We start from the raw sequence: 20750 nt of genomic DNA, 5'->3' as shown, positions 1-20750 counted from the left end.
CACCCCCTTCCCTTAGGAGGCCTTATGACCAAGATGGCACTTTTCCTGTTCGGCTTTTTGGTACTCACCATCGGCATCGGCCTGCTGGCAACCATCTCACCGGTTTGAAGCGGCCCTTAGCTGACAAACAGCATCGGGTACAGTGACAGCACCAGCAACGCCGCCATCGACCAATTGAACAGCCGCAACCAGCGGGGTTCACGCAACACGTTGCGCAAGCCGCTGCCACAGCCGACCCACACGCATACACTGGGCAGGTTGACCACGGCAAACACCAGTGCAATCACCAGCACATTGGTGACGTAGCCTTCAGCCGGCGTATAGGTGGTGATGGCCCCCAGCGCCATGATCCAGGCCTTGGGGTTCACCCACTGGAACGCCGCCGCGCCGAGGAAGGTCATGGGCTTGCCATGCGCGTCATTGCTGTCGGACATACAGCCCGCCGTCGCGATCTTCCACGCCAGGTACAGCAAGTACGCCGCCCCCACGTAACGCAACAACGTGTAGGCCCATGGGAAGACCTTGAACACCTCGCCCAATCCCAGGCCGACCGAGATCACCAGCAGCATGAAGCCGATACTGATCCCCAGGGCATGGGGCATCGAGCGGCGGAAGCCGAAGTTCACGCCCGAGGCGAGCAACATGGTGTTATTGGGCCCCGGTGTGATCGAAGATACAAAAGCGAACAGTACAAAGGCTGACAACAGGCTGGTAGACATGATCATGAAGCGGCATCCGAACGGGGTGGTATGCCTGCGACAGTAGAGGGTTAACGACCGCCCTGCCCCATACAGCCATGGGCAGATTGAGGCATACACTTTTTTACCAAGGCTTTCACAAACCTTTCACAGATGAAGGCCTATGGTGAATCCAGCTCCTAATGAACATCCTTTTAGCCCGCGCTCCCCACGCGGGCTTTTCTTTGCCTGGGGTTTATCGCAGGCAAAAAAAGAGGCAAGCCCTTCATCAAGGCTTGCCTCCAGTTTCTACCCGTCAGCGCGGGCCGCCACCGCCAGGGCCGCCGCCCTGACCGTGCCCGCCACCATGACCACCGCCGCCGCCACCACCGGGAGGCATGAACATCCAGCAGCCCGACAAGGTCGACAACAGCGCGACAACCACTGCCGCCTTGGTTACATAACTCAACTTCATGACCACACTCTCTTACTTGACGAGATTGACTTCTCGCTGGGTATGACAGTGCAAACTCAAGTGCGTCACGGCTATCGTGTAACCTGTTGGTAGGGTTTGTAAGCCCGGCGGTACAAGCTGCCGTCAGTTCTGCGGCCGCTGTTTGGTCGAGTCCAGCTCGGCTTTTTTGGCAGTGCTGATTTCGGTGATTTGCGCCGACTTGGCGATCGCAAAATCGAATGTATCCTGCATCTTGGCAATGGCATCGGTGGCGGTGCCTTTCAGCCCACCGTTGGCCGCCCAGTCGAAGTTCCACACGCCCGACAGGTTATCGGCACCGGCCACGTCGTGGGTTTCGATGGCGGTGAACACATCGGGGTGACGCTCCATGTACTTGGCAGCATCGGACACCTCGGCAGGCACTTTGCCCGAGGCATTGTTGGCCAACTGGGTCAGCTCCTGCTTGGTGATGGCCGACTTGCCGGTCTGGCGCATATAGTCGGCAATCACTTTGCTGGACTTGGCAATGTTCAACTTGTCATCGAACGCCGAAGGTGACGCTTTAGGCGTGTTTGCCCCGCTGCCGGCGGGCGTTACGGTAGTAGACATCGGCGCTGCTCCCCTGAAGGTACGAATGAAATCGTCGTGCTGACGATAGCCTGGCGCCGACGTTAGCATGGGCAATGGGCCATTAATCTGTGCTTCACAACAATTCACAAGGCCATGGTCTGCGGCTTCTGTGAAAGCCTGCCAATCCATTACCATGAACCTGTATTCATGCTGATTAATTGCCAGCCCCCGACCCGGACCCCAGTCATGAGAGATCTACCGCCCACCGCCACGCTGCGAGCTTTCGAAGTAGCGACCCGGCACGCGACGTTCACATCGGCCTCAGAAGAGCTGCATGTGACCCAGAGCGCCGTCAGCCACCAACTCAAGCACCTCGAGGACCTGTGGGGCCTGCAGCTGTTCCAGCGCGGCAAGGCGTTGCGGCTGACCCCGGCCGGGGCCGCACTGGCGCCCATTGTGCGCGAGTTTTTCATGAACCTTGAGGTCACGCTGGCTGACCTCAGGGAACAAAAAGGCCGGGTTCGCCTGAAGGTCAGCACCACGTATTCGTTTGCCTTGAAATGGCTGCTGCCCAGGTTGCCCAGCCTGTCGCAGCAACATCCGGAAATCCTGATTACGCTGGAGACCAGCGACAAGGCCATCAAGTTCTCCAGCTCAGACCCGGATGTGGCCATCCGGCTGGGCAACGGCAATTATCCCGGCCTGCACTCGGAATTCATGCTCCGCGAGCAGATCTTCCCAGTGGCCAGCCCGGATCTGCTCAACCGTTTCGGCGCGCCCCACGAGCCCGCTGAGCTGCTGCGTTACCCGCTGCTGACGCGCGACGGTGCAGACCTGGTGCCCAAGTGGGAAGCCTGGTTCGAACATATCGGCGTCAGCATTGCGCCACTCAAGGAAAGTGTCAGGTTCGCTGACACCAACATGACCATCGAGGCGGCGCTGCTGGGCCAAGGTATTGCGCTGGCGCGAAGCGGCCACGTTGAAGCTGAAATCAATGACGGTCGCCTGATCAGGCTGTTTGAGCTGCCGTTCGCGTCGCCGGTCGGCTACTACTTTGTCTGCCCCAAAGGGATTGAAACCCAGCCACACATCATCAGCTTTCGTAACTGGCTGTTGGCCGAGTCGATGCAGGCACAGCAAAATTATCAGTGATACATGAACAATCACTCATGACAGGATGAAAGGACTTCGCTGTTAAACACGCCCTTGCGGTGTTTAACATGGCGCATGCCTTTACCCATCGTTCTACTCATCCTCTTCGCCGCCCTCTTGCATGCCAGCTGGAACGCATTGTTGCGTGTCGGCGCCGACAGGCTGTGGTCAATGACCATGATGTGCGTGGCGGTCGCCATCGCCAGCAGTGTCATCGCCGTGTTTCTCGCCCCTCCCGCGCCAGCCAGCTGGCCCTACGCTGTCCTGTCGGGCGTGTTGCACGTGGGCTATAACCTGTTCCTGGTGCGAAGCTACAAGGTGGGCGACCTGGGGCAGACGTACCCGATCGCCCGCGGGTCCTCACCCATTCTGATCACGCTTTGCGCCTTGGTGTTTGCCGGTGAAACGGTCAGCACGAACGCTCTCATCGGCATCGTGCTGGTATCCGGCGGCATTATTTCTCTGGCCTTCAGACAGCGCAGACTGGCGGTGCCCAGCCTGCCCTACGCCCTGGGCACGGGGTTTTTCATCGCGGCCTACAGCGTCACGGACGGTGTTGGCGCGAGGCTGTCCGGCGCACCGATGGCCTACACCGTATGGATGTGTGCGCTCTGGGGCGTATTGATGCCCCTGGTGTACATCGGCCTGCGCGATACACGCAGCCTCTTCGCCCCGCGCCCCGGTGTCATCACAGCCTTGATCGGGGGGCTTGTGTCCCTCCTGGCCTACGGCATCGTCATTTACGCCATGTCCCACGCGCCGATGGGCGCCGTTTCGGCCCTGCGCGAAACCAGCGTGCTGTTCGCGGCATTGATAGGTTATTTGTTTTTGGGCGAGTCGCTGACCGTCCGCAAAGTCCTGGCGTGCGTGGTCATTGCGACCGGCACGATGCTGATAGGCTGATCGTTCACCCCTCAAAGGAGGTTCAAGCAATGAGTACTGTGTCTTCGACACCGCTGATTCTGATTACCGGCGGCAGCCGCGGTGTCGGCGCGGCAACCGCGCGCCTTGCAGCGGCGCAAGGCTACGATGTCGCGATCAGCTACGTCAGCAACGAGGCGGCCGCGCTCGGCGTGGTGGCGGATGTGCAAGCGTTGGGGCGCCGCGCCCTGGCCATCCGCGCCGATAGTGCGGACCCCGGACAGGTCGCGCAGCTGTTCGCAGCCATTGACCAGACGTTTGGCCGTATCGATGTGCTGGTCAACAATGCCGCGATCATTGCCCTGCAGTCACGCTTTGAAGACCTCGACTTTGCCCGCATGCAGCGCATCTTCGCGATCAATGCCATCGGCCCGATGCTGTGCGCGCAGCACGCGGTGAAACGCATGTCGCTGCGCCACAATGGCAAGGGTGGCAGCGTGATCAACGTGTCCTCGGCCTCCGCCCGGCTGGGCAGCCCGAACGAGTATGTCGATTACGCCGCCTCCAAGGGTGCCCTGGAGACGTTCACCACCGGGCTGTCCAAGGAAGTCGCGCGCGAAGGCATACGCGTCAACTGCGTACGGCCTGGGCACATCTACACCGATATGCACGCCAGCGGCGGCGAACCGGGGCGTGTGGATCGGGTCAAGGACAGCATTCCCATGGGCCGTGGCGGCGAACCCGAAGAGGTGGCCCGCGCTATCCTGTGGCTGGCCGGTAAGGAAGCGTCGTTCATCACCGGGACCTTTCTGGATGTGACAGGCGGCAAGTAGGCGGTAACCGCCGATTAACGGGAGGCGTGCTGGTCCCGGTGCCGGGCCAGCCCTTCCAGGGTGAACCGCGCTTGCATCAGCACCACCTCCCGTACCTGTTCCATTTCCTTCTGGTTCACTTCGCTCCACTTCAACGCCTCCAGCAGCTTGGGCTTCTGGATGCGGAACGCCAGGCCCTGGGTAAACAGCGCCATGGAATGGATCACCGTGCGCTCATCCTCCAGCGCCAGGCCGGCCACGCGTGCGATCAGTTGGCGGATGACCCGCGCAATACGCGCCTTGAAACGCTCCTCGAACGCCATCGTTGCGCTTTGCGGGCACAAGCCGGCCTGGTGGCGATCCATGAACGCACGCCATGCCGTGGTTTGCGGGCTGTCCTGGATGGTTGAAACCACGGTGCCCAGGATGCCCAGCGAGGCGTCGATCAGCGCGTTGTCGCCGGAATCGGCATCGGCCAGCACGCTTTCCGCCGCCTCCACCGGCGGCGACATCTTGCGCCACAGCAGCGTGATCAAGTGCTCGACGCACGCCAGGTACACGCCTTCCTTGCCATCGAAGTAGTACTGGATCGCAGGTGCGTTGACGCCCGCAGCCGTGGCGATATCACGCGTGGACGCGCCATCGTAGCCACGCGCGCCGAATACCTCGACGGCCGCCTCGATAATGCGGGCGCGGGTTTCTTCGCCGCGCTGGTAGCCACCCTCGGCGGCAGGTTTGTGTCGTGCCATGTGCAGCTCCATTCGAATACCGGACCAAAATATACCAGTTGACAAAAATTCGCGAAAAAAGGAATTTATTCCACCTGTTATAAATCTGGAGTGACCTCGATGTCGGCTGCACCTCCCTCCCCTCAGGTCATGCCTGAAGAAACCGTCAACGGTCAACGCGGTAAAGCCCGACGCATCCTGCTCAGCCTGGCCGGCATTGCTCTATTGGTCGGTGTGTCATGGGCCGCTTGGTGGTGGATCACCGGGCGCTTCATCGAGACCACCGACGATGCCTACCTGCAAGCCGACAGCATCAGCGTGGCGCCCAAGATCAATGGCTACGTGGCCGAAGTGCTGGTGAGCGACAACCAGAACGTCAAGCGCGGCGATGTGCTGGTGCGCCGGGATGCGCGCAAGTACCAGGCGGTGAGTGACGAAGCGTCCGCGACCATTGCCGCGCGCAACGCCGACTACGCCAAGGCCCAGGCCGACCTGGTGCAGCAGGACTCGACCATCGCCGAAGCCCGTGCCCAGTTGCAGGGCGCCGAAGCCGATGCGCGGCATGCGCAGACCGAAGTCGCGCGCTACGCGCCACTGGCCCGCTCCGGCGCCGAACCAGAAGAACGCCTGGCGCAACTGAACAACCAACTGGCACAAGCGCGCAGCACGGTGGCGGCCAAACAGGCGGCGCTGCGCTCCAGCCAGACCCGCTACGGCACGCTCCAAGCCCAGCTAAAGCAGGCCCAGGCGCAACTGGGCGTGGCCAAGGCCAGCGAGGCGCAAAGCCAATTGGACGTGGACGACGCCGTCATCCGCAGCCCGCTGGACGGTCGCGTGGCCGACCGGGGCGTGCGCGTGGGCCAGTACGTGCAACCCGGCACCCGGTTGCTGACGGTGGTGCCGATCAGCGCGATCTACCTGACCGCCAACTACAAGGAAACCCAGATCGGTGGCATGCGCCCCGGCCAGACCGTCACCGTGCACGTGGACGCCCTGCCCGGCCGCGACCTGCAAGGTCACATCGACAGCCTGGCCCCCGGCACCGGCGCGCAGTTCGCCTTGCTGCCGCCGTCGAACGCCACCGGCAACTTCACCAAGATCGTGCAGCGCGTACCGGTACGCATCGCCCTGGACGTGCCGGACGACCTGCGGGCCGCGTTGATGCCTGGCCTGTCGGCCACCGTCGAAGTCGACACCCGCACCCACGCTGCGGACGCCAACCATGGCTGAGGCGATCATGGCCGGGGTGGCCGCCGAGAAACCGCGCAACGCCTCGCTGACCGACTGGATTGCTGTCGCCGCCGGTGCATTGGGCGCACTCCTGGCCACCCTGGATGTGTCGATCACCAACTCGGCCTTGCCACAGATCCAGGGCCAGATCGGCGCCACCGGTACCGAGGGCACCTGGATAGCTACCGGCTACCTGATGTCGGAAATCGTCATGATCCCCCTCGCCGCCTGGCTGACCCGGGTGTTCGGCCTGCGCCGGTTCCTGATCGGCACCGCGTTGATGTTCACCCTGTTCTCGATGTTCTGCGGCCTGTCCACCAGCCTCGGCGCGATGATCGCCGGGCGCATCGGCCAGGGCTTCGCCGGTGGCGCAATGATCCCCACCGCCCAGACCATCGTGCGCACGCGCCTGCCACCGCATCAACTCGCCATTGGCACCACGATGTTCGGCATGACCGTGATCCTCGGCCCGTTGCTCGGCCCAGTGATCGGCGGCTGGCTGACGGAAAACATCAACTGGCGCTGGTGCTTCTTTCTCAACCTGCCCATCAGCATCGCGCTGATTACCCTGCTGATCACCGGCCTGCCCAGCGAGCGCATGAACCTGCAACGCTTTATCAGCGCGGATTGGCTGGGCATTCTGGGGCTGGCCATGGGCTTGAGTTCGCTGACCGTGGTACTCGAAGAAGGCCAGCGCGAGCACTGGTTCGATTCGCTGCTGATCGTGTGGCTGAGCATTGCCACGGTCACCGGTTTTTTCCTGATTGCCGTGGGGCAATTGCGCTCCAGTACCCCGATCCTGCGCTTGCCACTGGTGCTCAACAAAAGCTTTGGCAGCGTGTTGCTGATCGGTACGGCGGTGGGTGCGGGGCTGTATGGCACGGCGTATCTGGTGCCGCAATTTCTCGGGATTCTGTCCGGCTACAACGCGCAACAGTCCGGCTCGATCATGTTGTTGTCGGGCATTCCTGCATTCCTGCTGATGCCGATCCTGCCCAGGATGCTCGGCCGCTACGACCTGCGCTGGATGGTCGGCGCAGGCCTGCTGCTGTACTGGGCCAGTTGCTTTGTAGACACCCTGTTGACCGCCGACAGCGTCGGCCATGACTTTATCTGGTCACAACTGCTGCGCGGCTTCGGGCAGATCCTGGTGATGATGCCCCTCAGCCAGTTGTCCATGCGCTCGGTCGACACCAAGGACGCCGGCGATGCGGCCGGGCTCTACAACATGTCGCGCAACCTCGGCGGCACCATCGGCCTGGCGTTGCTCGGGGTGTTGATGGACCGGCGCAGTCACTTCCATGACGACCGGCTGCGCGAGGGCATCCTGGCCAATAGCCAATTGACCCAGGACCAGATCGCCAGCAACACCGCCAGCTACCTGGCACAAACCGGCGACGCCTCCACCGCCTCGTTGCAAGCCATGGCTCAACTGGCCAATGACATCGCGCGGCAAGCGTCAGTGATGGCCTATAACGACTCGTTTTATGTACTGGGACTCGCAATGCTGGCGTGCCTGCCCCTGATCTTCATCCTCAAAAAGCGCACGGTACAGCCATGATTCTTGCTCGCTCTTTGCTCCCGCTCCTGACCGTCGGCCTGCTGTCCGCCTGCACCGTAGGCCCGGATTACCAAGGCGCGCCCGATACCGCGCCCAAAACCCTGGCCGCCGGGCGCTTGCCCCATGCCGACAGCCAAACCCCCAGCACGCCGGCTGTGGCGCAGTGGTGGCGAACACTGAATGACCCGCAACTCAATGAGCTGGTCGACATGGCACTCAAAAACAGCCCGGATATCGCCACCGCCCAGGCACGCTTGAAGCAATCCCGCGCGAGCCTCAGCGGTGCGCGTGCCGACGCCATGCCCAAAGTCACCGGCGACGCGGCGATGCTAAAACTGCGCTCACCCGACACCTCCGCACTCGGCGGCGGTGGTGGCGGACGAGGCCCACTGACGCTCTACCTCGCCGGCTTCGACGCCAGCTGGGAAGCCGACCTGTTCGGCGGCACGCGCCGCGCAGTCGAAGCGGCGCAGGCCGAAGCCGATGCGGCCCAGGCACAACTGGCCGACGCCCAGGTGCAACTGGCGGCCGAAGTGGTGCAGGCCTACACCGACCTGCGCGACCAGCAAGCGCGACTGGCCTTGGTCGACGCCAGTGTCGACATCGAAAACCAGGCCCTTGACCTGACCCAGCAACGCCGCAGTCGCGGCGTGGCCTCACAGCTGCAACTCGAACAAGTCCTCACCCAGGCCGAAAACACCCAGGCCCAACGCCTGCCCTTGCAAGCCGCCATCGTTGAATCCCTGGATCAGCTCGGTCTGCTCTGCGGCCAGGAACCCGGTGAACTGGACAGCCGCCTCGCCATCGCCAAGGCCCTGCCCGCCATCCCCGGCGTAGTGCCCGTGGCCGACCCCGCCACCCTGCTCAAGGCCCGCCCCGACATCCGCGTCGCCGAACGCAAACTGGCCTCCAGCAACGCGCAGATCGGCGAGAAAACCGCCGACTGGTTTCCCAAGCTCAGCCTGATGGGCGACCTGTCATTCTCCGCCGGCGATCCCGGCCACCTCGCCCGCAAGGACAACGGCACCTGGCTGATCCTGCCGCGCCTGACCTGGAACGCGCTGGACTTCGGCCGCGTGGCCGCCAGCGTCAAAGGCGCCGAAGCCGGTCGCGACGAAGCGCTCGCGCAGTACAAAAGTGTGGTACTGAGTGCGCTGCGCGACGCCGATGTGGCCCTGGCGCGGTACGGCCATCAACGCCAGAACGTAGTGCTGTTGCGCAGTGTGGAGTCCTCGGCGGTACGCGCGGCGGACCTGACCCGCCAGCGCTACCGAGCCGGCACCGCCAGCACCCTGGATTGGCTGGATGCGGAGCGTACCCGCTACCAGGCCCAGGAGAGCCGGATTTCCGGGGACGCGGAGTTACTCAAGGATTTTGCTTCACTGCACAAGGCATTGGGGCTGGGCTGGACGTTGTGAAACATCAGGCGTTTGATGGGAGCAATTCCATTCAAGACCGATCTGGCGGAGATCGGGATGGATATCATGGGGTTTGACCTGAAGCGGGAGGGGCAATAAATGAAAGAATTGATCCAGGGGCTCGACGGCCCCAGAACGGCACAGCAGGAATTGTTCTACGACCTTGAGGACGCCGCCGCTGTGATTGGGTGGTCGGTGGTTGAGTTGACCGCTTTGGCCGCCAGCGGTCGCACGCCGGATGAGGCGCTGGCGCTGATGAAAATCTGCGCGTTGCTGGCAGCGCAACAGGAAAGGCTTCACGCTTATGCAGGTGAGGTGAAAGACCAGCGCATCGCCAGGTCTGAAATCCTGTAATCACAGAGGGCATATCCCAATGGCGCGCCGCCGACGAACAACGTGAAAGAATTCACATTTATTGACGTTGAACATTGAAGCTCAAAATTTGACCAAATAGTATTTTGCCGCAACCGAGCACACACCTTTATACGGATATTGCTCTGCACCAGCTCGGGAGCCACGCGCGTGCAGACAATAAAACATTGAGGTTTGCCATGCGTCTTTCCAAGCTCGCTCCATCCACCGCCCTGTTCAGTCTGATCGCCCTATCCGCACAAGCCGCTGACTTGAGTGCCCTGACGGGGGCTCTGTCCTCTGCTCTGGGTGGTGCAAACAACACCACTAATAACACCAATTACTCCAATAACGCCTCCTCCTGCCAGCAACAGGTCCGCGACCTGCAGGCGAACATCAATGCAGCCAATGCCAAGGGCGATACCTTGCGCGCAACCGCCTATCAAGCTGCGCTGACCCAGACAAACAAGAGCTGCAGTAACGCCAGTTACAACACCCAGGCCCAAGTGAATACCAACCCGCAGCACCAACAAAACGTGAACAAGGCAGCGGATGCGATCAATGCAATCGGTGGGCTGTTTAAATAAGCCGGAAAGTCGTGTGCGAGAGGCCCGCAATTGCGGGCTTTTCTACGCCTGCGGGACGGACCATGCAAAAACCTTGATCGGCACGCCCGTACTTTCGCCCAGACAATAAAAAACCCCGTAGACGTTAATCTACGGGGCTTTCAAGAGTGGAGGCCGAGGTCGGAATCGAACCGGCGTAGGCAGATTTGCAATCCGAAATAAAACACATATAAATCAAACACTTAACAAAAATAAATTTCCGCAACTGTAATTCGTCAAAAAGGCTGGAGACCTTTGCTTTCGCGACGCTCATTTTTCATTGCGGAACTGATTTTTGATCCAATATTGGTTGGCTAGAGTACTCACAGTCGCTTTACACAACTCGCCGACCGCGTAAGAAGACAGGCAGATATCGGCCAGAAGCAGACGCTCATTTGTTAGGAAAAAGTCTGTCTCGTTTCCGCTACCTAGTTCCAAATCACTGAGAATTTTAAAAAATCGAATCACCTCGTTAGACCAACTGAAATCGTAATTTACGGCAGAGCGTGGATATAATTTAAGCTTGGCTTGATCATGTGATAACGTCAAATCAAAAGTCGTACACGTAAGTACTGACGAATGCATCAAATTAGCCCTAAACGGTTTACTTGATATCAGCTTCACACTTTCTCAAAATATAGGTTCGGCGCATATCAAATGGTGGCAATCTCACAATAAATCTTTGAATTGTAAATCCAGCTAGTAGAAACCCGTCTTCAATTTGCGAAAATGAAATTGATTTTGAAGCGTCAGCATTTCCTTTGCTTCGATCAAAGCCTCGTATCTGGCTGAAAAAACCAGGTTTTCGTTCGACTTCAACGGCAAGGATTAGGGAGTCACGCGTGATTCGGTGAAACTCTAACAACCTACGTGAATTGGTAGGGCGACCACAATATGAGTGGAAAGGCTGCATTGAAAGAATACAATCAACCGACTCGCCAGGAAGATCTATGGTACAAGCCGATGAGTGAAAGATGCGTACTCTCTCGACAACTTTCGAAGAATTTTTATTCCAAGCACTCACTAATTTTTCGGAAGAGTCATCTGCGGCATAAATTCGACGATAGGCTTTCTCTGCCAGTATCGGCCACAACTGACCGTCACCACAAGGTGAATCGAGTACAAACTTTGGCTCGCCAGCCAGTAATAGAGCTCTGCGAATAATAAGTCGATCCCACAAACTGGAAATCGCTTGCAAAAAACCAGCCTTCACCACTTTCAAACGTCTAAATCTAGGCATATTAGCCCCTAACTTATTAACCTCATAATTTAAAAGCAAAAAGTTATGCAACAACAAAGCAATATCGACTCGCGAATAATATAATGCGCGAACACCCTTTCCTCATATCTTTATTTATTTTTTTCTTCAATAAAAAATTTATGTGCGTAGTTATTGTATTTCCTTGAACAAGCAGTATCGTGGATTGCATTGCTCTTCGGGCTTACAGGTAAACGACTATCAATCAGTTTGTACAGTTCACTTTCTACCGGCCAGTTGCGCATAAAACGCGCACGATCCCGAGTAAATGCTGGTGCAAAGCTCGCAAGACTTCGGTGTTGGCACATCGCGTCCAAATCAATTAATGACCAACGGTCCTCATCCCACAGCAGGTTATGCCCCTTGAGGTCACCGTGGCTAATACGAAAGCGGATCAACTCGCCGAAAAGGTGCTCAAGCGCCAATATCTCGTTTTCCGGTACCCCACCGCACTTAACATAGGGCGCGAAGCGTTCCGTGATATCTGGGCCGGACAAAAACTCTGTTATCAAGTAAGCGCGACCACGTAGGCCGAAGAACCGTTTTTCCAGAACCGCGAGTGGTTTAGGTGTAGGAATTCCTAGAAGACTTAACCGATTAGCTTCGCGCCAAGAGCACCAAGCCCGGCTTGGGCGCCAGAAGCGCTTGAGCCAGTGGAAAAAGCCCTTGATGTTGTAGCGTTTAATTACCAATTGCCGGCCATTCACTTCGACCATACCCACCGTTGCTGAGCGACCATTCTTGTAAAGGTGGCATTGGTGAAGCAAAACATCGGCTTGATTCAATGCATGCAGGACCTCAAACTGGCTCTCTTGAAGAAGCGAGAGCAACCCAGAATCTCCATTCAAATGGCCTAAATTCATATATCTAGGATCTTTTTTACTCAAGACGTTCTTCATGATTAGGGCGTTTCACTTGACATTTTTTTCTGTAAAATCTCGCAGAGGCACTAAAGGCTGCTTCTGAGCTCGCACAAGCGCACTATTGACTCTCTAAATGATTACATCTCCAGAAAAATCACGACTAAACCTGTGGGCACTTACCACTGTCGTATTAAATTCAACTGCTCGCAAATGACTTTGCTTAGCGCGCGCCTCACTAAACCAGACAATCAACGCAAAGGAAAATCTGTTCCAACGCTAACGCTTCAATTACAGGAAGTCAGCACGCACAAATCAAATTCCGCCAGTAAATCTCCGAAAATAACTCATGATATTAAACCAGTTCTTTGATCGAAAACCCAAAGGGGTCCTTACGTAATCATTTGCGCCCACCTCGGAAGTATAATAGCTAACTAGAATTGATCTACGACTGACATCCAGAGGTGTTTGCAACGCCTGCGGATGTCCGTGATAGCTATTTTTCTCCGAATTAAATATTACACAACGATTATAGCTCGGCGAAATCCTCTTTACACATCGACTCAAGCCTGAACCCCACATTTCCAGGTCGCCGCCGTATTCATCGCGCCAGTCTTCATTCAGATAAATAATCATATTCACCCTGGGCTGGAGATTTAGAATCTCATGAACTCCAATATTGGATTGCGGCTCGACAAATCCACCGCTTCTAGTTTCAATTAGCCCACCATTAGAGAAATAGGGATCGGGAATCAGCCCCTTAATTCCGGTTAGACTTTCAAGGAACTGCAGCATTGGAGCCGAATTCAATGAATAAAAAAATCTTGAAATATACGAATCACACATGTAAGGACTTGCGCAGCGTGTACGATATCCCAGGTAGCCTTGCTCAAAACATTGCTCTAATTCACCCTTACTAGGAAAACTAGCACATACCTTTCTAATAACCGATTCTGACAGACAATCATCAACCACCAAATGAGGAAATGGGTTCGAATTCCTATAGGTACTTAACAGCGCATGCCCAAAGGCCCTTACACTATCATAATCAAACGAACGCTCGGGGTTAAGCGAGATCGGCAACTGCGCACTTATATACATGGCATTCTCTTTTTTTATAGAATCACACCACTGAGTAGCGTGACTATAATTAAAATCACAACCAGAAAACTCACGGCGATCGTTTATCAGTCGCGACTAGTAAATGGAGTCGTGTTTTTGTAGTCCCGAGGTTCTTCAAGTTCACCAGTGGTCATGAATCCACGCGCAGCGAACGTGACTACTATAAAAACAGTTACGCCCGCAATTTTTATCAACCGTCCCATCGCACGTGGACGTTCGGTGGAACGTTTGTACATGCGCGGAAGTAAATCCAGCGAATGAGAACGTTTGTGTAGCCAAACTGCAAGAATATGGCCTACACATAAAAAAAGTAGTGTGTACGCCAATACCGCGTGCAAAATATACGACCAAGGCGTACTCGCCCATCCTGCAAGGTACTCGCGGGTGGGGAACACTTGGGGCAGCTCAATGCCGAAATAGGCATTTCCGTACTCATGCAGGTCCGCAATAGCGATACCGCTTAGACAAGCAAGCACTATTACGATATAGAGCGCTATATGTCCTAAACGGGCCCCCGCTTTACGAAATTTCGATATGACACCAGGCATCGCAGGGCTCGAAAAGATGAGCTTCAGTCCTATCCGGACAATCAAAAGTCCCAGCAGAGTAAATCCGATCGATTTATGAAGATCGCGAATAGCGCCCTGACGGTCCTCCTCAACAAAATAAGGCACCCCCTCCACATTAGTCACCAGAACCCCCGTTAGCCACATCAATACAAAACCGAAGGCCATTATCCAATGAAGCCCCCTAATATAGCGGTGATATATTTGTGCCGCATCAGGCACATTATTTACCGAGTGCGTTGTAGTTTGGTCAAATGCTTTTTTCATAAAACCCTCCTGGGGTTAGATCTGCGTATTGCACTAAGGATTTTCCCAACAGCCAGCCACACTCGTACGCCATATAAACAACGGACACGTATGCCGAGCGTTAGTTCTTAATTCAAGCCATGCAAACTTTTTTCTTTCAATTCAGACTTAATCTTTAAAGTCCACTCGCACATTGAAGGAATTGAAAGTGCGATTGATGCTCAGTCGCCAACCACAGTAATTACTTAACCGCTGAATTATAGCTAGACCATAACCGAAGCCAGGTGATGGCGCTCGCCCGCTTCCAACACCGTTGGAGATATTCAAATGGCAGGCATCCACATGGAGCATTACAAAATCCTCACCGTGGTTTACTGCATTACCCATCAAGTTACTAATCAAGACCTGAAGCGCGCTGGGCGGCGCCTCGATGCTTAATTGCGGATCGATCTCCAGGCTCACGTGTTGCCGCTTGCTTTCAATTAGACGCGCATACTTTCGTTGACAAGCCTCAACAAGTGGCAAGATTGGCACCGACTGAATTGGTAGACGCTCATCCTCTCGACCCAGATAAAGAAACAGCTGCACCATGGTTTCCATTTCACTGCTGGCCTGTTCCAAGCGGTCGAGGTTGCGCGCTACTTTATCTTCATTGCATTGTGGCAGACGCAACACCGCCAAGCTGTTACGCATCACGCTCAATGGCGTACGCAATTCGTGGCTGGCGTGTCGAGTGAATGCACGCTCACGGTCCAACGTTTCATGAAGGCGTCCGATCAACTCGGTCAGCGCACGACTAAGCGTCCCGATTTCGTCGCGCCGTTCATGTCCAGGTAAGCGGGTATCTGCCTGCCAGCCTCCTCTAACCGCATTGGCAAGAAGTGTAATGGGCGCAGCGAGATGGCGAGCACCGATAACTGCCATCAAGGTACCTGCGATGACTACCAGACCCGCGATCGCCCAAATAATGCTGCAGAGCATACTGGTATGACTGTCTAACGAACTTAGTTGAGACTCATCCAGTTCGACGTAGAGTTTTTGTCCCGCGGCCGCCAAATATACCACCCGGACATGGGTCCGCTCGTCAATAAGTTCATAACTTCCTGGTATCAGATCGCGGTAATTCGACGGCAGATGCACATCCTTTTCCCAGTAACTACGTATGTAGCTGGTGGACGGAAGTATAGCGTTTCCCGGATCCTTGATATAGCTCTGCTCAAAGCGTTCAACTTCTTGATCCAGATATCCATTCACCACATGATCTTCAGTCAACGTAATCGAGGTGAACACTAAGACGCTGTACAGCGCAACGACGAGCACTGTGAATGGTAGTAGCGTGTAGAGTACCCGCGCGAAGTACGTTTTATTCGGGTATAGCAAGACGATATCCCCTGCCGTGGACCGTTTTGATCAAATCACGCTTGAATGGGCGATCCAATACTTGGCGCAACCTATAGATATGCGTGCGTAATGGATCACTTTCCGGCAACTCATCCGGCCACAAAGCATTTTCCAGTTTTTTGCGGCTAACAGCGTTGGGCGCGGCCTCTGCCAATAATGAGAGCAGCCGTATGGGCACGGTTTGCAATTCGATAGCGACGCCCTCACGATAAACTTTGTGTTGCTTCAAATCGATTAGCAGTTCCCCACACTTTTGTTGCTCAACATTAGCGGGCAACTTACCGCGCCTTAACAATGCGTGCAGCCGGCACACCAGTTCCTGGGGCTCAAAGGGTTTGACAAGATAGTCATCAGCCCCAGCTTCGTACCCATCCAATTTATCTGCCAGCGTGTCACGGGCGGTCAGTAAAAGAATCGGTGTTTGATCCTGACGCTTCCGCAGTGCCTTGCAGGCGTGCAGTCCATTTAGTCTTGGCATGGTTACGTCCATTACAATAGCGTCGTAACGGTGTTGCACCGTGCGCTCCAGACACGCTTGCCCGTCAAAAGCGAAATCAACCTCAAACCCTACTTCCGTCAAGTAATCGGCAAGCGAGCCTGACAAAGTGTGATCGTCTTCCACCAGCAGCACATCAATCATGGTTAAGCCCCAGATATCACGGCGTGTTTGCATTCAGTGTAGTGCCGTCCAGCGGATCTGATGAGCACGGGTCAGGCGTACACCCATCGCCCTTTCGGGATTCCACACCTGACAGGTTTCTGCTAGGTGCTTCTGTAGCAACCACCATTCGTACGTCGTGAGTAAACATCAGGCTAGTCGCCATGTTATTTACCGCAAGCGGACCAGTATGACTGGCCAGAAATAACATAAGTATGCAAAGCACTGCTGTGTACCACTTCATTACGAGGTTCCTAACGGGTTTAGCCAGTAACCTAGCGAAGTCCGTGTGACACAAATGTGACCCGGTTTGACAACCGATTCACCTTGCGCTGCATAGCATCGTCCCTATGACGACTCTCCCCTCTACTTCGACCATCACAGCCCTACTCTGCCGGTTCTTGGGCGTTGGGGCCATCGCAACTCTGGCCCATCAACTCGTTTTCATTCTGATGCTCATGCTAGGAGCGCCTTGGCTTGGCAGTGTCTGCGGTGCTGCAGTAGGAGCAGTAGTTAATTTCTGGCTGACTCGCAAAGCCTGTTTTGTAGCGCAAAACGGCAAACGCTTGCAGCCATATAGGTTTGTCTACGCGGCGCTCGCGCACAATTTCGCCAACGCAATTTTGATGTCCCTGCTGCTGCGGACAAGCCTACCGCCCCTTTTCGCCCAAATGCTGATCACAGGCGGCCTGACCGTGGTCAGTTTTTTCATCCATCGCTACTGGACTTACAACCATGTCGACCTCACCCACATTCGCTCAGGGCGTTGAACCTTGCCTGAGCGTTATCGTTCCGTGCTACCAGGAAGAGCGCGTTCTCCAAGCATTTCACCAACGTATTACTCGGGTGTTTCGCTCGCTACCCGTTTCATGCGAGGTGCTTTATATCAACGATGGCAGTACCGATAGAACTCATGATCTTTTAGATGAATTCGAGCTGAACGACTGGGTACGCTGCTTACACCTAAGCCGCAATTTCGGAAAAGAGGCTGCGATGCGTGCCGGCATTGATCACGCCCGCGGCCAGGCTGCAATCTTTATCGACGCTGACCTGCAAGACCCGCCGGAGTTGATTGCGCAAATGGTTGAGCATTGGCAGCAAGGTTATGACGTCGTCAATATGCAACGCACACGACGCGATGGTGATAGCAGAATGAAGCGGCTAACTGCTGGTCTGTATTACCGGGTCATGCGTGGTCTGGTGACGCGCGGGCAAGTACCGTCTGAAGTCAGCGATTTTCGCCTGATTGGTCCCGCGCCGCTGGCAGCCCTAAGAACGATGGAAGAACGCTTAAGTCTGTTCAAAGGCCTGGTCGGTTGGGTGGGGTTTCGCACTGTGGAACTACCTTACGAACGTGCCGCTCGCGTAGCGGGAAACTCGAAGTGGAATTACCCAGCTCTACTTGATCTGGCGCTTGAAGGTGCGCTTGCATTCTCACGCAAGCCACTTCGCTGGTACAGCTTAGTCAGTGCGGTGACTTTTGTAATGTGCGTCGGCTGGATGATCGCTGCGGTGGCCGCCGGCAGTTTTTCCGTGACTCACCTCTTGCTGGCAGTCAGCGGACTGCTATGCATCGGGGTGTCAATGTTAGGCGAATACCTCGGAGCCACCCTGCTGGAGGTAAAACGTCGGCCGCATTACGTACTGCAAAAAAAAACGGGCATCACAAATAAGCCGCTAGCACGAAATTTTCAGCAAAGGACTCACTCATGAGAACGCCCGCACGTATGTATATGTTGTGGGCGGTGCTGGTGTTCATCCTCTTACTGCGGCTAGCAGGACTCGGCGCGTACCCACTGATGGATACCTCAGAGGCGCGTTACGGCGAAATGGCGCGCAAGATGCTTGAACTCGGAGACTGGACCACTCCTATGTTCGACTACGGCGTACCCTTTTGGGGCAAACCGCCTCTGTCGTTCTGGACTCAAGCATTAAGTATGCATTGGCTGGGGGTCAGTGAGTTTGCTCTGCGCCTACCTGCCTGGCTGATGCAGGTACTCAGTTGTGCATTGATCGTTCATTTCGGCCGTCGAGAGCAGAGTTTGGAAGTTGGGCTGGTCGCCGCGGTTATCTACTGCAGTTGCACCCTCGGCCTTTTGGCCGGAGGAGTAGTGCTCACTGATCCGGCACTGGCGTTCGGTCTACTACTGGCTCATTTCGGGTTGTGGTACGGCATCAGTCGAGGCGAACGCAACTCTGCTCGACTGGGTTTTGTCGGATTGGGCTTGGGCCTGATCGCAAAAGGACCGCTTGTTCTGGTGCTGTTTGCGATTCCCGTATTCGCCTGGGTTGCCTATTGGCGCCTATGGCGACAGTTCTGGCGGCTTCCGTGGTTCACTGGCTTGTTCGTCATGCTGCTCATAGCTCTTCCTTGGTATGTAATTGCAGAGCTTAAGACCCCGGGTTTTCTTGACTATTTCCTGATAGGCGAGCACTGGAAACGTTATGTAGTTAGTCAATGGAGTGGCGATCTCTATGGAAATGCCCACGCCCATCCTCTCGGTACCATTTGGCTCTATTTAATGGGAGCACTGGTCCCGTGGTCGTTGTTCATTCCGTTTTTTTTTATACGTCGAGGAAAACGTGAAAGCGACAGTGCCCACCTGAATGGTTTTCTCTGGTGTTGGGCTTTGGCGACGCCGATATTTTTCACAATGGCCGGTAATATTCTCTGGACCTATGTGCTTCCCGCGCTGCCAGCGTGGGCTTTGCTATTGGCCAGCACGCTTAATCATCGACGTGTTATCGGTGATGCTTCGATCGCTTGCATTGCCCTCGTACTACCTGTTCTGAGCACTCTGTTGGTAATGCACGGTGACCTTGAGCTTCGGCCGCAAAACCAGCGGGACTTAGTGAAAACCTGGAACCGAGCCAATGCGAGCGAACCTGGCCAGCTATTTTATCTGGGACGCAGGTCATATTCCGCCGAATTCTACAGCGCCGGTAAAGCGCGCAACGTCAAATCCGTTGAGCAGTTGCCTTACGACAAGATGTTCTACCTTTCGCGACGGCTACGCGATTTGAAAAATCCTCTGCCTGCATCGTTGAGCTGCAGTGCAATTGCACAAAGCAATTCCAGTCAGTTGCTGCGTTGTCGGGCTGTCCCGACTGAGTCCCTATCATTCAAGGAAGTCCCAAACTCATGAACAAACGCTCTACTGTCGCCCACAAAAGACTGGTGCCGCGCAGAGGCTTTTCCTTTGTCTGGAAATCCTTAGTGGCGCTGCTGATAATAATCCTTTTCCAGTACTCCAAGATGGCTGATGCGCTCGCCCAGAATTGGCATGCTATTACCACTTCAATTCAAGTGCGCAATCACAGCGTCTGGCTGCCTGACTACCGCTTTGTCCAGCGCGTTGAGCTTCCGGGCATTGATTTGAACGCCTCAGACATCGTGTATGTAGCAGCACTGAAGAGCTACTTTGTACTGGTCAACAGTCCGGCACAACTATATGAATACACTGAGGATTTCACTCTCAAAGCGCGTTATGAACTAGCGGATTTTCAGGATCCAGAGGCCATCGCCTATGACGGCAATGGCAATTTGCTTATTGGCGAGGAGCGTCGGCAGAGCGTGGTCACATTGCCGCTCACTCGTCTTGACAAACCGATTGCACGCAATAATTTGCAAGTGGTAAGCCTGGATACCTCGGCCCATAACAATCGCGGGCTCGAAGGAATCGCATTTGATCCGGAGAGCAAAGTATTGTTCGCCTCACGCGAGGACAAGCCCATGCGCCTCTACGAAGTGGCGGGAATCAGTACCTCGCCCGATCAATTACAGAGTCCTCAGCTTGACCAGACAGTCGCATCCTACCTTACAGTTCGACGCCTGCGTGTAAGCGACATCTCAGCATTACACTATGATCGGCAAACGCAACATCTGCTGGTACTAAGTGATCAGTCAGGTTTGTTGGTCGAACTTGATAGTGCTTACGGCAAGGTGAGTTACATGGAGCTCGCTGGAGGCCTCAATGGCCTGGATCAAAGCGTTCCACAAGCGGAAGGTGTGACGCTGGGCCCAAATCGAGAAATCATACTAGTGAGTGAACCCAACCTTCTATATCGCTACGTGTCAGATGCCCCGCGGTCATTTAACTGAAATCCAATCCAAGGACGTTGGCCGAACAAACTGGAATTCTGAACGGAGGGCCGGGACTAGCCAAATATCATGTTGTGATAACAGCATGTACAAGATGGCGGTGCAAACTGAGGCTTGA

General features: G+C 55.7%; 21 protein-coding genes and 1 pseudogene. 12 read left to right on the top strand and 10 right to left on the bottom strand.

Features of this window, described 5'->3' with window-relative positions; translation table 11 throughout:
* Nucleotides 1-116: 116 nt before the first annotated feature.
* The 3 genes from KHP07_RS07895 to KHP07_RS07885 all read right to left on the bottom strand — a co-directional run bounded on the left by KHP07_RS07895 (nucleotide 117) and on the right by KHP07_RS07885 (nucleotide 1740).
* On the bottom strand, nucleotides 117-725 hold the full coding sequence (locus KHP07_RS07895; protein WP_214496957.1) for a LysE family translocator: 609 nt from the start codon (nucleotides 723-725) through the stop codon (nucleotides 117-119).
* A gap of 268 nt (nucleotides 726-993) precedes the next feature.
* Nucleotides 994-1152 (bottom strand): hypothetical protein, encoded by a 159-nt coding sequence (locus KHP07_RS07890; RefSeq protein WP_177409453.1) that lies wholly within the window; start codon nucleotides 1150-1152, stop codon nucleotides 994-996.
* 123 nt (nucleotides 1153-1275) lie between these two features.
* Nucleotides 1276-1740: a hypothetical protein gene (locus KHP07_RS07885; protein ID WP_028616267.1), complete on the bottom strand. Its 465-nt coding sequence runs from the start codon at nucleotides 1738-1740 to the stop codon at nucleotides 1276-1278.
* A 207-nt stretch (nucleotides 1741-1947) separates the two neighbouring features.
* Between KHP07_RS07885 and gcvA the strand changes: the two genes are divergently transcribed.
* The 3 genes from gcvA (at nucleotide 1948) to KHP07_RS07870 (ending at nucleotide 4547) form a co-directional block, all read left to right on the top strand.
* Nucleotides 1948-2853 carry a transcriptional regulator GcvA gene (gene gcvA / locus KHP07_RS07880; RefSeq protein ID WP_214496956.1) on the top strand — a complete coding sequence of 302 codons (906 nt, stop codon included), beginning with the start codon at nucleotides 1948-1950 and terminating at the stop codon, nucleotides 2851-2853.
* 75 nt (nucleotides 2854-2928) lie between these two features.
* The gene (locus KHP07_RS07875; RefSeq protein WP_214496955.1) at nucleotides 2929-3756 is read left to right on the top strand and encodes a DMT family transporter; all 828 of its coding nucleotides are present in this window, start codon (nucleotides 2929-2931) and stop codon (nucleotides 3754-3756) included.
* A 29-nt stretch (nucleotides 3757-3785) separates the two neighbouring features.
* Entirely contained in the window at nucleotides 3786-4547 is a 762-nt protein-coding gene (locus KHP07_RS07870; RefSeq protein ID WP_214496954.1) for an SDR family oxidoreductase, read from the top strand.
* A 14-nt stretch (nucleotides 4548-4561) separates the two neighbouring features.
* On the opposite strand, the gene KHP07_RS07865 is transcribed toward KHP07_RS07870, so the two are convergent.
* A complete protein-coding gene (locus tag KHP07_RS07865; RefSeq protein WP_071488191.1) occupies nucleotides 4562-5275 on the bottom strand; it encodes a CerR family C-terminal domain-containing protein in 714 nt (237 codons plus the stop codon).
* A gap of 99 nt (nucleotides 5276-5374) precedes the next feature.
* Between KHP07_RS07865 and KHP07_RS07860 the strand changes: the two genes are divergently transcribed.
* The 5 genes from KHP07_RS07860 (at nucleotide 5375) to KHP07_RS07840 (ending at nucleotide 10401) form a co-directional block, all read left to right on the top strand.
* Nucleotides 5375-6484 (top strand): HlyD family secretion protein, encoded by a 1110-nt coding sequence (locus tag KHP07_RS07860; RefSeq protein ID WP_214496953.1) that lies wholly within the window; start codon nucleotides 5375-5377, stop codon nucleotides 6482-6484.
* Nucleotides 6477-8045 carry a DHA2 family efflux MFS transporter permease subunit gene (locus tag KHP07_RS07855; protein ID WP_214496952.1) on the top strand — a complete coding sequence of 523 codons (1569 nt, stop codon included), beginning with the start codon at nucleotides 6477-6479 and terminating at the stop codon, nucleotides 8043-8045. The genes KHP07_RS07860 and KHP07_RS07855 overlap by 8 nt, the downstream gene beginning before the upstream one ends.
* Nucleotides 8045-9463 (top strand): efflux transporter outer membrane subunit, encoded by a 1419-nt coding sequence (locus tag KHP07_RS07850; protein ID WP_214497082.1) that lies wholly within the window; start codon nucleotides 8045-8047, stop codon nucleotides 9461-9463. Before KHP07_RS07855 ends, KHP07_RS07850 begins: the two co-directional genes overlap by 1 nt.
* 99 nt (nucleotides 9464-9562) lie before the next feature.
* Nucleotides 9563-9817: a hypothetical protein gene (locus KHP07_RS07845; protein ID WP_078048589.1), complete on the top strand. Its 255-nt coding sequence runs from the start codon at nucleotides 9563-9565 to the stop codon at nucleotides 9815-9817.
* A gap of 197 nt (nucleotides 9818-10014) precedes the next feature.
* Complete coding sequence (locus tag KHP07_RS07840) at nucleotides 10015-10401, top strand: DUF1090 family protein (RefSeq protein ID WP_214496951.1); 387 nt, start codon at nucleotides 10015-10017, stop codon at nucleotides 10399-10401.
* 622 nt (nucleotides 10402-11023) lie between these two features.
* On the opposite strand, the gene KHP07_RS07835 is transcribed toward KHP07_RS07840, so the two are convergent.
* The 6 genes and pseudogenes from KHP07_RS07835 to KHP07_RS07810 all read right to left on the bottom strand — a co-directional run bounded on the left by KHP07_RS07835 (nucleotide 11024) and on the right by KHP07_RS07810 (nucleotide 16512).
* Nucleotides 11024-11716 (bottom strand): class I SAM-dependent methyltransferase, encoded by a 693-nt coding sequence (locus KHP07_RS07835; protein ID WP_149873237.1) that lies wholly within the window; start codon nucleotides 11714-11716, stop codon nucleotides 11024-11026.
* A 149-nt stretch (nucleotides 11717-11865) separates the two neighbouring features.
* Nucleotides 11866-12465: pseudogene (locus tag KHP07_RS07830) on the bottom strand (lipopolysaccharide kinase InaA family protein); the annotation flags it as partial.
* Nucleotides 12466-12852: 387 nt separating this feature from the next.
* Nucleotides 12853-13332 (bottom strand): 2OG-Fe(II) oxygenase, encoded by a 480-nt coding sequence (locus KHP07_RS07825; RefSeq protein ID WP_214496949.1) that lies wholly within the window; start codon nucleotides 13330-13332, stop codon nucleotides 12853-12855.
* A gap of 392 nt (nucleotides 13333-13724) precedes the next feature.
* A complete protein-coding gene (locus tag KHP07_RS07820) occupies nucleotides 13725-14492 on the bottom strand; it encodes a cytochrome b (protein WP_214496948.1) in 768 nt (255 codons plus the stop codon).
* 147 nt (nucleotides 14493-14639) lie between these two features.
* Nucleotides 14640-15851, bottom strand: a complete 1212-nt coding sequence (locus KHP07_RS07815; protein ID WP_078048595.1) for a sensor histidine kinase — start codon at nucleotides 15849-15851, stop codon at nucleotides 14640-14642.
* Nucleotides 15835-16512: a response regulator transcription factor gene (locus KHP07_RS07810; RefSeq protein ID WP_214496947.1), complete on the bottom strand. Its 678-nt coding sequence runs from the start codon at nucleotides 16510-16512 to the stop codon at nucleotides 15835-15837. Before KHP07_RS07810 ends, KHP07_RS07815 begins: the two co-directional genes overlap by 17 nt.
* A 368-nt stretch (nucleotides 16513-16880) precedes the next feature.
* Between KHP07_RS07810 and KHP07_RS07805 the strand changes: the two genes are divergently transcribed.
* From KHP07_RS07805 to KHP07_RS07790, 4 genes are read left to right on the top strand one after another with little or no spacing between them, the layout of a single operon-like run.
* Entirely contained in the window at nucleotides 16881-17300 is a 420-nt protein-coding gene (locus tag KHP07_RS07805) for a GtrA family protein (protein ID WP_214496946.1), read from the top strand.
* Nucleotides 17266-18243 (top strand): glycosyltransferase family 2 protein, encoded by a 978-nt coding sequence (locus KHP07_RS07800; protein ID WP_214496945.1) that lies wholly within the window; start codon nucleotides 17266-17268, stop codon nucleotides 18241-18243. The genes KHP07_RS07805 and KHP07_RS07800 overlap by 35 nt, the downstream gene beginning before the upstream one ends.
* Nucleotides 18240-19676 carry an ArnT family glycosyltransferase gene (locus tag KHP07_RS07795; RefSeq protein WP_214496944.1) on the top strand — a complete coding sequence of 479 codons (1437 nt, stop codon included), beginning with the start codon at nucleotides 18240-18242 and terminating at the stop codon, nucleotides 19674-19676. Before KHP07_RS07800 ends, KHP07_RS07795 begins: the two co-directional genes overlap by 4 nt.
* Nucleotides 19673-20632, top strand: coding sequence for an SdiA-regulated domain-containing protein (locus KHP07_RS07790; RefSeq protein WP_214496943.1), 960 nt, complete (start codon nucleotides 19673-19675; stop codon nucleotides 20630-20632). Before KHP07_RS07795 ends, KHP07_RS07790 begins: the two co-directional genes overlap by 4 nt.
* Nucleotides 20633-20750: the final 118 nt, after the last annotated feature.

Source organism: Pseudomonas sp. VS40 (assembly GCF_018587885.1).
Classification (GTDB): domain Bacteria; phylum Pseudomonadota; class Gammaproteobacteria; order Pseudomonadales; family Pseudomonadaceae; genus Aquipseudomonas; species Aquipseudomonas pergaminensis.
This window is presented reverse-complemented; position numbering and strand designations above follow the sequence as displayed.

Excerpts from the sequence above, each read along its gene's own strand:
- KHP07_RS07895 (WP_214496957.1), bottom strand. The coding sequence starts at position 725 with ATGATCATGTCTACCAGCCTGTTGTCAGCCTTTGTACTGTTCGCTTTT.
- KHP07_RS07890 (WP_177409453.1), bottom strand. The coding sequence starts at position 1,152 with ATGAAGTTGAGTTATGTAACCAAGGCGGCAGTGGTTGTCGCGCTGTTG.
- KHP07_RS07885 (WP_028616267.1), bottom strand. The coding sequence starts at position 1,740 with ATGTCTACTACCGTAACGCCCGCCGGCAGCGGGGCAAACACGCCTAAA.
- gcvA (WP_214496956.1), top strand. The coding sequence starts at position 1,948 with ATGAGAGATCTACCGCCCACCGCCACGCTGCGAGCTTTCGAAGTAGCG.
- KHP07_RS07875 (WP_214496955.1), top strand. The coding sequence starts at position 2,929 with ATGCCTTTACCCATCGTTCTACTCATCCTCTTCGCCGCCCTCTTGCAT.
- KHP07_RS07870 (WP_214496954.1), top strand. The coding sequence starts at position 3,786 with ATGAGTACTGTGTCTTCGACACCGCTGATTCTGATTACCGGCGGCAGC.
- KHP07_RS07865 (WP_071488191.1), bottom strand. The coding sequence starts at position 5,275 with ATGGCACGACACAAACCTGCCGCCGAGGGTGGCTACCAGCGCGGCGAA.
- KHP07_RS07860 (WP_214496953.1), top strand. The coding sequence starts at position 5,375 with ATGTCGGCTGCACCTCCCTCCCCTCAGGTCATGCCTGAAGAAACCGTC.
- KHP07_RS07855 (WP_214496952.1), top strand. The coding sequence starts at position 6,477 with ATGGCTGAGGCGATCATGGCCGGGGTGGCCGCCGAGAAACCGCGCAAC.
- KHP07_RS07845 (WP_078048589.1), top strand. The coding sequence starts at position 9,563 with ATGAAAGAATTGATCCAGGGGCTCGACGGCCCCAGAACGGCACAGCAG.
- KHP07_RS07840 (WP_214496951.1), top strand. The coding sequence starts at position 10,015 with ATGCGTCTTTCCAAGCTCGCTCCATCCACCGCCCTGTTCAGTCTGATC.
- KHP07_RS07825 (WP_214496949.1), bottom strand. The coding sequence starts at position 13,332 with ATGCTGCAGTTCCTTGAAAGTCTAACCGGAATTAAGGGGCTGATTCCC.
- KHP07_RS07820 (WP_214496948.1), bottom strand. The coding sequence starts at position 14,492 with ATGAAAAAAGCATTTGACCAAACTACAACGCACTCGGTAAATAATGTG.
- KHP07_RS07810 (WP_214496947.1), bottom strand. The coding sequence starts at position 16,512 with ATGATTGATGTGCTGCTGGTGGAAGACGATCACACTTTGTCAGGCTCG.
- KHP07_RS07805 (WP_214496946.1), top strand. The coding sequence starts at position 16,881 with ATGACGACTCTCCCCTCTACTTCGACCATCACAGCCCTACTCTGCCGG.
- KHP07_RS07800 (WP_214496945.1), top strand. The coding sequence starts at position 17,266 with ATGTCGACCTCACCCACATTCGCTCAGGGCGTTGAACCTTGCCTGAGC.
- KHP07_RS07795 (WP_214496944.1), top strand. The coding sequence starts at position 18,240 with ATGAGAACGCCCGCACGTATGTATATGTTGTGGGCGGTGCTGGTGTTC.
- KHP07_RS07790 (WP_214496943.1), top strand. The coding sequence starts at position 19,673 with ATGAACAAACGCTCTACTGTCGCCCACAAAAGACTGGTGCCGCGCAGA.